At 58.5% G+C, this 8,360-nt stretch carries 12 protein-coding genes; 9 read left to right on the forward strand and 3 right to left on the reverse strand.

All coding sequences use genetic code 11. From position 1 onward, the window contains the following. The coding region (locus Q0349_RS03440; RefSeq protein WP_298079478.1) for a Gfo/Idh/MocA family oxidoreductase at window positions 1-746 on the reverse strand (746 nt) is incomplete at its 3' end. Between the two features lie 81 nt (window positions 747-827). Continuing rightward, window positions 828-1,526: a tellurite resistance TerB family protein gene (locus tag Q0349_RS03445; RefSeq protein WP_298079479.1), complete on the reverse strand. Its 699-nt coding sequence runs from the start codon at window positions 1,524-1,526 to the stop codon at window positions 828-830. A 57-nt stretch (window positions 1,527-1,583) separates the two neighbouring features. Here Q0349_RS03445 and Q0349_RS03450 point away from each other — a divergent pair, with 57 nt between their 5' ends. The 9 genes from Q0349_RS03450 (at window position 1,584) to Q0349_RS03490 (ending at window position 7,490) form a co-directional block, all read left to right on the forward strand. Next, the gene (locus tag Q0349_RS03450) at window positions 1,584-2,087 is read left to right on the forward strand and encodes a retropepsin-like aspartic protease (protein ID WP_298079480.1); all 504 of its coding nucleotides are present in this window, start codon (window positions 1,584-1,586) and stop codon (window positions 2,085-2,087) included. 269 nt (window positions 2,088-2,356) lie between these two features. After that, entirely contained in the window at window positions 2,357-3,733 is a 1,377-nt protein-coding gene (locus Q0349_RS03455) for a M48 family metalloprotease (RefSeq protein WP_298079481.1), read from the forward strand. Between the two features lie 74 nt (window positions 3,734-3,807). Next, window positions 3,808-4,113 carry an H-NS histone family protein gene (locus Q0349_RS03460; RefSeq protein ID WP_298079482.1) on the forward strand — a complete coding sequence of 102 codons (306 nt, stop codon included), beginning with the start codon at window positions 3,808-3,810 and terminating at the stop codon, window positions 4,111-4,113. Between the two features lie 66 nt (window positions 4,114-4,179). Continuing rightward, window positions 4,180-4,587 carry an HIT family protein gene (locus Q0349_RS03465; RefSeq protein ID WP_298079483.1) on the forward strand — a complete coding sequence of 136 codons (408 nt, stop codon included), beginning with the start codon at window positions 4,180-4,182 and terminating at the stop codon, window positions 4,585-4,587. A gap of 19 nt (window positions 4,588-4,606) precedes the next feature. Next, complete coding sequence (gene folD, locus Q0349_RS03470; protein WP_298079484.1) at window positions 4,607-5,479, forward strand: bifunctional methylenetetrahydrofolate dehydrogenase/methenyltetrahydrofolate cyclohydrolase FolD; 873 nt, start codon at window positions 4,607-4,609, stop codon at window positions 5,477-5,479. 42 nt (window positions 5,480-5,521) lie between these two features. After that, window positions 5,522-6,049, forward strand: coding sequence for a flavodoxin (locus Q0349_RS03475; RefSeq protein WP_298079485.1), 528 nt, complete (start codon window positions 5,522-5,524; stop codon window positions 6,047-6,049). Between the two features lie 110 nt (window positions 6,050-6,159). Further along, window positions 6,160-6,357 (forward strand): DUF1737 domain-containing protein, encoded by a 198-nt coding sequence (locus Q0349_RS03480; protein ID WP_298079486.1) that lies wholly within the window; start codon window positions 6,160-6,162, stop codon window positions 6,355-6,357. Then, window positions 6,357-6,962 carry a sugar O-acetyltransferase gene (locus Q0349_RS03485; RefSeq protein ID WP_298079487.1) on the forward strand — a complete coding sequence of 202 codons (606 nt, stop codon included), beginning with the start codon at window positions 6,357-6,359 and terminating at the stop codon, window positions 6,960-6,962. The genes Q0349_RS03480 and Q0349_RS03485 overlap by 1 nt, the downstream gene beginning before the upstream one ends. A gap of 27 nt (window positions 6,963-6,989) precedes the next feature. Then, a complete protein-coding gene (locus Q0349_RS03490) occupies window positions 6,990-7,490 on the forward strand; it encodes a DUF3828 domain-containing protein (protein WP_298079488.1) in 501 nt (166 codons plus the stop codon). A 174-nt stretch (window positions 7,491-7,664) separates the two neighbouring features. Here Q0349_RS03490 and Q0349_RS03495 read toward each other — a convergent pair. Beyond that, a partial coding sequence (locus Q0349_RS03495; RefSeq protein ID WP_298079489.1) for a hypothetical protein occupies window positions 7,665-8,360 on the reverse strand: 696 nt, incomplete at its 5' end.

Here is an 8,360-nt window from a genome sequence, read left to right on the forward strand (position 1 = left end):
TAGGCGATATTCAGCAGGCCGCCGTCCTGGGTTTTTCCCTGAAAGAGGACGTGGTCGATGGTGGTGCGGGAGACCGTTTCGCCGGTATCTTTGCGGATGACTTCGGGATACTGGCAGGCGGTCAGGGCGTGCATATCGTGCAATGTACCAAAGACGGATTGCAAGGCGGCGAGGCTATGCGCAAAGGGAATGGTCAGGGTATTGACGCCATTTTCCTGATTTTGTGCGTAGAGATAGCGCGGATCTATCATGCGCCCCGCTGCCGGATTGCTGCCGCTAATAATGCAACTAATCAGTCTGCCACTTGCCGGATCATTGACAATTTGCCGGAGTTTTTGGATATGGGGCGAATGCAGCGCTTGCAGACCGATAAAGGTGCGGCAATTATAGTGTGCGGCGATTTGTTGCAGGATGCGCGCCTCGCCGGGATGAATGCCCAGCGGCCATTCGCAATAGATGGCTTTGCCGAAAGGCGCTATTTGTTCGATGATTGCCTGGTGTTGCGGCAAATTGACGGCAACCACCAGCAATTCGATATCGTCACGGGCGGCAAGGGCGGCGGCATCGTCGCTGTAATAGGGCACGCCGTATTTTTCTGCGGATTGTTGCGCTTTTGCCATGCTGCTGGCGGTCAGTCCTTTCAGGGCAAATTGTTCGGGCAATTGGCAGAGCGCAGGGTAATGCGCCATTGCCGCCCAGCCGCCTGTGGCACTCAGGCCGATAATGCCGACGTTTATGGGTTTCATGGGGCCTCCATATATACGGTTATATAAATGTATAAAAGCCCGCCGTATCGGGCAGGCTTTGTTTGGGCAAAGGCTCTTGCTTCAGAAGCCTGCCTGGTGTTCCAGTTTTTCTACCAGCGCGTCATCGAGGTGCAGCGCTTCGGCGAGTTCGTGCAGATAGACGATTTCTTTGCGGTCAAGGTCGCCGCAGACGATGCGCGAGGCAAGGTAGATTTCCGCGGCGAGTGCCGGGTCGTTACCGACGGCGGCGCCGATTTGTTGCGGCGTCGGCGGGTTTTGCATTTGTTGCTCAAGCCAGGCGCGGGCTTCGGCGTCTTCGCCACCGATTTGGCTGAGGATGGCGCTGCTTTCGGCGCTGTCAATGCGGCCGTCTGCCGCCGCGGCGGCAATCATCGCGCGGATGGTCAGCTCGCTCGCCTGCGCGCTTTGCGCGGCGTTGCGCTGTTCGGCAGGGATGAATTGTCCTTGCACCGCCGCGCCTGCCTTGGCGGGCTGGCTGCCCTGGTAGTTTTTCCAGGCGTTGTAGGCGAGCGCACCGAGGGCAGCGATGGAGCCGGCTTGCAGGGCGCTGCGGCCAAAGCCCTTGTTGCCGGTCAGCAGCGAGAGCAGGCCGGTCGCCGCCATGCCGCCGCCGAAGCCTTTGAGGGTATCCTTGTTGATGCCGCCGAGGAGGTTGCCCAGGCCACCGCCCAAACTGCCGCCGAGGCCGCCGTTGCTGCGCTGCTGCGTGATTTGCTGTCCGCCGCCGAGTACCTGATTTAGAATGCTGTTGAAGTCCATCTGTGGCTCCTGTGTGGGTGAAAATGGGCGGTCATCATGTCATGTTTGGGAGTTTTTATGCAATCGCAACCGGTGGGGCAGCGTTATGCGACGGTTTTCGCGCTGATCGTGTTTTTTCTGCTATTTTTTCTGTTTTTTTTCTTTTTTCAGCGGCACGAACAGCAGGCGTATTTGCCGAACGGTAACGCAACGGCCACCGCGGACGGGCTGTCGCTCAAGGTCTCCGGCGACGGCCATTTCCGCACCAGCGGTACGATTAACGGTGAACCGGTGGTGTTCATGCTCGATACCGGCGCGAGTGGTGTCGCCCTGAGCGAGGGGCTGGCGCGGCGGCTGGGCGTTAGCGGGCGCGGGGCAGGGCAGGTCAGCACCGCCAACGGGGTGACGGACGCGCAGTTGGCGCGGCTGGATTCGCTCGCTTTTGGTGGCTGGGAATTTGCCGATGTGCCCGCGTTCATCATGCCGCGCATGGATGACGAGGTGTTGCTGGGAATGCAGGTATTGCGCCATTTCCGCTGGCATCAGGAAGGAGGCGTGTTGCGCTTGCAGCCAACGGATTAGCGGCGCTACTTGTCCACATTTTCTGTGCATAAACGCAGTGGACAAGTGCTTACCCCGCGACTGAAAAACAGTTTTTTCCGTGCGCAGTTTCTGCGCAGGGTTTGTGGCACGGTTGACACAAGTTTGCATGGTTTGATGTTTCTGCGATAGCCACTGCGGATACGGGCGACGAATGGTCACGCAATCGTCGCCCGTTTTTTTATATGGACTGCGTCATGGATGCGACTTAAATATAATGCGCGTCTTTCTTTTGCAACCCTCCATTCCTCATGCGCAAATCCCTGCTTTGTCTCGCCGCCGCCGTTACCGCCTGCGGCATTCACGCCGCCGATATTGAATTACCCGATCTCGGCAATCCCGAAAAACGCATCTTTGTTGGCGACCGTGCGCGCAATATTGGCATGGCGGTTGAAGGACAATTGCGCCAGCGCGGCGAATTGCTGGAACAGCCGGAAATCACCCAATACCTGCGCGCGCTGGGCAATCGCCTCGCGCTGTACGCACCCGCACCATCCGGCTATCACTTCTTTATTATTGACTCGCCCGCCATCAATGCCTTTGCCACCAGCGGCGGTTATATCGGCATCAACAGCGGCCTGATTGCGATGACCGATAACGAAGATCAGCTCGCCGGAGTCATTGCCCACGAAATTGGCCACGTCAATCAATCGCATATCGCCCGCTCCATTGCCAATGCCGAAAAATATGGCTGGATGCAGGCGATTGGCATCCTCGCCGGAATTGCCGCCGCCACCGCAGGAAACAGCCCGGATGGCGCGCAGGCAGCCGTCGCCGGTACCCACGCCTATATCATGGAAAAGAAACTGGAATACTCGCGTGCGCATGAACAGCAGGCCGATGACGTTGCCGCCAAAGTATTGGAAAAAGCGGGATATGACCCCACCCAAATGGCCGTCTTTTTTGAAAAGCTGACCGTAACCGGCAGCCATCCGCCCGAATTTCTCCTGACCCACCCCTTGCCGGAAAATCGCGCCGACCGCCAGCGTCGCAAAAACCGGAAAAGCGGTACCATACACAATCCGCTGGAATACCAATTGGCAAAAACCGCCATCCAGCGCTACAGCCGTCACAAACTGCGCGAATACCGCCCGGAAGACCCCTTTGCCGAACAATACCGGCAATACCTCGAAGCGCAGCGGCGCAATGACCGCGCGATAATGCCGACCATGCTCGTCGCATTGCCGCCAGAAAAAAATGCCCTGTTTGCCCGCCTGCATGGCGAACAGGCGCTGGCAACTGGTAATGCGGCACAGGCTGAAACCCTGCTCGGCAAGGCATGGCAGCGCTGGAAAAACAATGAAAACCTGATAATACCCTATGCCCGCAGCCTGATAACCAACGGCAAAAACCGGGAAGCGGAAAAACTGTTGCAGACACAAATCGCGCGTGATGCAGGCGCAGTCCAATACTATGATCTCTATGGAGATTTACTGGAAAAACAGGGGCGGCGCGGCGAACAGTTTATCCTCACCGCCAAATACTATGCCCTCATTGGCGATTACGAACTGGCGGCCGCACAAGTCGAACGCGCACTGAAAGACCCGACCCTTCCCGCCAATGAAAGACAAAAAGCACGCGCATTGCAAAAACGCTATGAACAATTGCACGAGCAGGACGAAAAATAAACAAAAAGGGCTTTACATTTTTACTGGCACCGCTATAATTCGCCCTGTCTTTAATACAAACGAGGAACCCAAAGATGAGTCTTGAAGCACTCTTTAACCAGGTCGATAATCTGAACAATGACGACTTTGAAGCATTGATCAATCATGTGGACAAACAAAAAAAACGTCGCGCCCGTGACATCCTTGCCGAAGCACAACGCCAGGCATCCCGCTTTATCAATAGCGTCGAAAACAAACCGGCCACACAACGCACCGCCATGCCGCCGCGTTATCGCAACCCGCACAATCATGCCCAAACCTGGAGTGGCATGGGACGCCAACCGCAATGGTTCAAAGAAAACCTCGAACGTGGCATCAGCGAACACGATATGCAAATCTGATTTTGTCAATTGCACGGAAAGGCACGAATCTCGTGCCTTTTTTATTACCCCGAACGGAGTCTGAACATGAGCGACACCATCTTCCATAAAATCCTTGCCGGTGAAATACCCTGCGCCAAAATATACGAAGACGAACAAATCTTCGCCTTCATGGATGCCTTTCCGCAAAGCAGGGGACATAGCCTGATTATCCCGAAAACCTTTGCCCCCGATCTCTTTACCGCCGACCCCGAATCATTGCGGCACATCATCACCTTCAGCCAAAAACTGGCGCGGGCACAGAAAAAAGCACTGAACCCCGATGGCATCAAAATCGTGCAATACAATGGCGAAGCCGCCGGACAAAGCGTCTTCTATTACCATATGCACCTCATCCCGGTATGGGCGGGCAAAAGTCTCGGCGCACACGCACAAAGCCCGGCGGATATAAACGAATTGCGCGAAACCGCCGCTGCCATCGCCGCTGCCCTGTAAAACAAAGCCGGAGAAAAAAATGAGCGCCGCAATCATCGACGGCAAAGCCTTCGCCGCCACCATCCGCGCCCAGGTCGCACAAGAAACCGCCGCCTTCCGCGAAAAAACCGGCATCCAGCCCGGCCTCGCCGTCGTCCTCGTCGGCAAAGATCCTGCAAGTGAAGTCTATGTGCGCAACAAAGGCATCCAGGCAAAAGAAGCGGGATTTAACAGCCTTGAATACCGCCTGCCGGAAAACACCACCCAGGCGGAACTGCTCGCCCAGGTCGCCGCGCTCAACGCCGACCCGCAAGTACACGGCATCCTCGTCCAACTGCCGCTGCCCGCCCACCTCGATGCCGACGCCGTATTGAACGCCATCGCGCCGGACAAGGACGTGGACGGCTTCCACCCGGTGAACGTGGGCCGCCTGTGGACGGGCAACCCCGTCTCCGTCCCCTGCACCCCGCTCGGCTGCGCGCTTATCCTGAAAGACCGCATCGGCGACCTTGCTGGCAAACGCGCCATAGTCATTGGCCGCTCCAACATCGTCGGCAAACCGATGGCGGCGCTCTTGCTCGCCGCCAACGCCACCGTCACCATTGCCCACTCACGCACCGCCGACCTTGCCGCGCGCTGCCGCGAAGCCGACATCGTCATCGCCGCCGTCGGCAAACCGGAACTGGTGCGCGGCGACTGGTTGAAACCCGGCGCGACCGTGCTTGACGTCGGCATCAACCGCATCGCGGACGGCGACAAAACCCGCCTTGTCGGCGACGTCCACTTTGCGAGCGCTGCCGAAGTCGCCAGCGCCATCACCCCCGTCCCCGGCGGCATCGGCCCGATGACCATCGCCTGCCTGCTGCGCAACACCCTGGCGTGCGCGAAAGCATTGCACGCCCTGCACGATTAACCGACAATAACCGCCATTACCAACCCTTCACGGAGACCGCACATGAGCCAAGAAATCGGCTTCTTCTACGGCAGCACCACCGGCATGACCGAAGACGTCGCCTACCGCATCGAAGCCTGCATCAAAGAAAAATTCGGGCTGGAAATCGTGCCGATCAACATCATCGACCTCGACGACCCGAACGATATGTTCCTCTACAAGCGCATCATCCTCGGTATGCCGACCTGGAACTACGGCGAATACCAGGACGACTGGGAACTCGTCGTCGATAAAATCGCCAGCGCCGACCTCAAAGGCACGGTGATTGCCATGTTTGGCCTCGGCGACCAAATCGGCTACCCCGAATACTATCTCGACGCGATGGGAATGCTCGCCGAACAACTGGGCGCACAGGGCGCGACCTTCATCGGTGAATGGCCGAGCGCGGATTACAAATTCACCTCGTCCAAAGCGCTCAAGGCCAACGGCAACTTCATCGGCCTCGCGCTGGACGAAGACAGCCAGCCGGAAAAAACGCAGGAGCGGCTGGAAGCATGGGTTGCACAAGTCATCCCGCAACTGCTCGCCTGAATCCATAAAGAATGCCCGCCCCGCGCGGGCATTTCCTTAAAAACGGCGTAGGGTGGGGCTTGCCCCACCAGCCGCCCCGACCGTAACTATAAAACCACCCCGGAGACCCCATGAAAATCTACCGCTTCCTCACCGGCCCCGACGACAGCAGCTTCTGCCGCCGTGTTACCGAAGCCCTGCAAAATGGCTGGGAACTCTACGGCGACCCGCAACTGACCGGCGATGCCAATGGTCGCTACTGCGGCCAGGCCATCGTCAAAGAAACCGACGCCGCCTACGACCCCGCCAAACCGCTCGGAGACTACTGATGAGCGCCGCCTGGGACGCGATGCGCAGCGGCGCGCCGCACCTGCCCTACGACCCTGACCTCAAGGCGCGCCGCGACCGCTGCCGCCGCCTGCTCTGGCGCTACAACACGCAAATCTCGCCGGATGACCGCACCGCGCAACAGGCGCTGCTCACTGAACTCCTCGGCGCACTACCCGACGGCATCCACATCACCCCGCCCTTTCACTGCGACTACGGCGAGGGTATCCGCTTTGGCCGCAACTTCTACGCCAACAGCGGCTGCACCATCTTGGACGGCGGCGCCGTCACCATCGGCGACAACGTCCTCCTTGCACCCAACGTCGCCCTCTACACCGTCAACCACCCGCTGCACCCCGCGCTGCGCAACGCAACCTGGGAACAAACTGCGCCGATTACCATCGGCGACAACGTCTGGCTTGGCGGCAACAGCGTCGTCCTGCCCGGTGTCAGCATTGGTGACAACAGCGTTATCGGTGCGGGCAGCGTCGTCGTGAAAAATATCCCGGCGAACAGCCTCGCCGTCGGCAACCCCTGCCGCGTCCTGCGACAAATCAGCGACGCCGACCGTGACCAATACGCCGCCTGGGGCATTCACGTCGAATAAACACCGCACCCAAGAACAGGAATTACCATGCAAAAAATCCTTTTCCCCCTGTTACTGCTGGCCGCCAGCACAACCTTCGCCAAAGACGCCGGAAAAGCGGAAACGCCGGAACAAATCGTGCAAAAACTCTATCGCGTCTATCAGGAAGAAAATGCCACGGACAGCGGCGTGTCCTTTGACGACTACGCCAGCGCCGAAATAAAAGCACTCTTTGCCAAAGACGAAAAATTGGCAGATGGCGAAATGGGCTGTATCGATTACGACTTTATCATTCAGGGACAGGACTACGACGCCGCCAGCATCAAACGCACCCTGAAAATCAAAACGCTGGACAAAAACACCGTCGCGGCAACCTTCAAAAATTTCGATGAGCCGACCACCGTCACCTACCAATTCGACTGCACGACGGGAAAATGCCAGATTACCGACCTACTCGAACCAGGCGGGGAAAACAAATCGCCGCGCTCTTTCAAAAAATCCCTGGCGGATTGTTTGGCGGATGTGGAAAAGAATGGCGCAGCGCAATAGCCCATTACGGCAAGCGCAGGGACAATCAAGTAGGGTGGGGCAAGCTCCACCATTCAACCAGATATTGGCCAGATGTTAGTGATGGTGGGCCAAGGCCCACCCTACGGGGCAGAGGAGTTACGGCAAATCGAGGGTTAAGGCCAAGGGCGGTTTATATCCTTTGGCAAACCGCCTTTAGCGTTCTTCCCATTCGGCCAGCCCGGTGGCGCGGGCGACCTGTTTGCGGTAGCGGCGCGCGTAGGTGCGGCCGCCGGTGAAGACGCGGAAGCGTTCCAGTTCGACGCTTTTTGCGCCGTCGTCGCCGATGAGGCAGACCGCCCATTCATCTTCCTTATCCTGCACGACCGCGACCGCCTGCCAGTCGGCGAGCGGGTACGCCGCTTCGATACGGCGAACGCGGACGCGCTCAATGGTGTGACTGGCCGCGCGGTAGCGCCAGTAGCGGCTGCCCGGATAGCGGCTCAGGGCAACGGCAAAAGCGGCAAGGATGGCAAGCGTGGTGAACAGCGACAGGGTGAGCGTGCCTTCGGCGATGGCGAGAGCGAAGACGGCGAGCAGCGGCAGCAGGATGACGCCTGCAAAGATGCGGGCGACGCTGATGATGCGGTTCAACGGTGGCGGGAAGTTGCAATTGCGCCGGGCGCGTTCACCTTTGCGTGGCAGGATGCGGTATTGCGGCGCTTCGCCGCTTTCTTCCGGCATCGCCTTGCCGAGGCGGTAGCATTGCCAGGCGAGCCACAACTGCGGCAGGGCGGCGAAGAAAATCAGCTCCAACATACCGAGGCGTAGCTCGTGGCGCTCGTTCTCAAAGGCGGCGATTTGCGCGTCGTAATCGTAAATGACGCGGTCGCCCACGCGCAGTTCGTACAC

The sequence above is a fragment of the uncultured Cardiobacterium sp. genome (assembly GCF_938028185.1).
Lineage (GTDB): Bacteria > Pseudomonadota > Gammaproteobacteria > Cardiobacteriales > Cardiobacteriaceae > Cardiobacterium.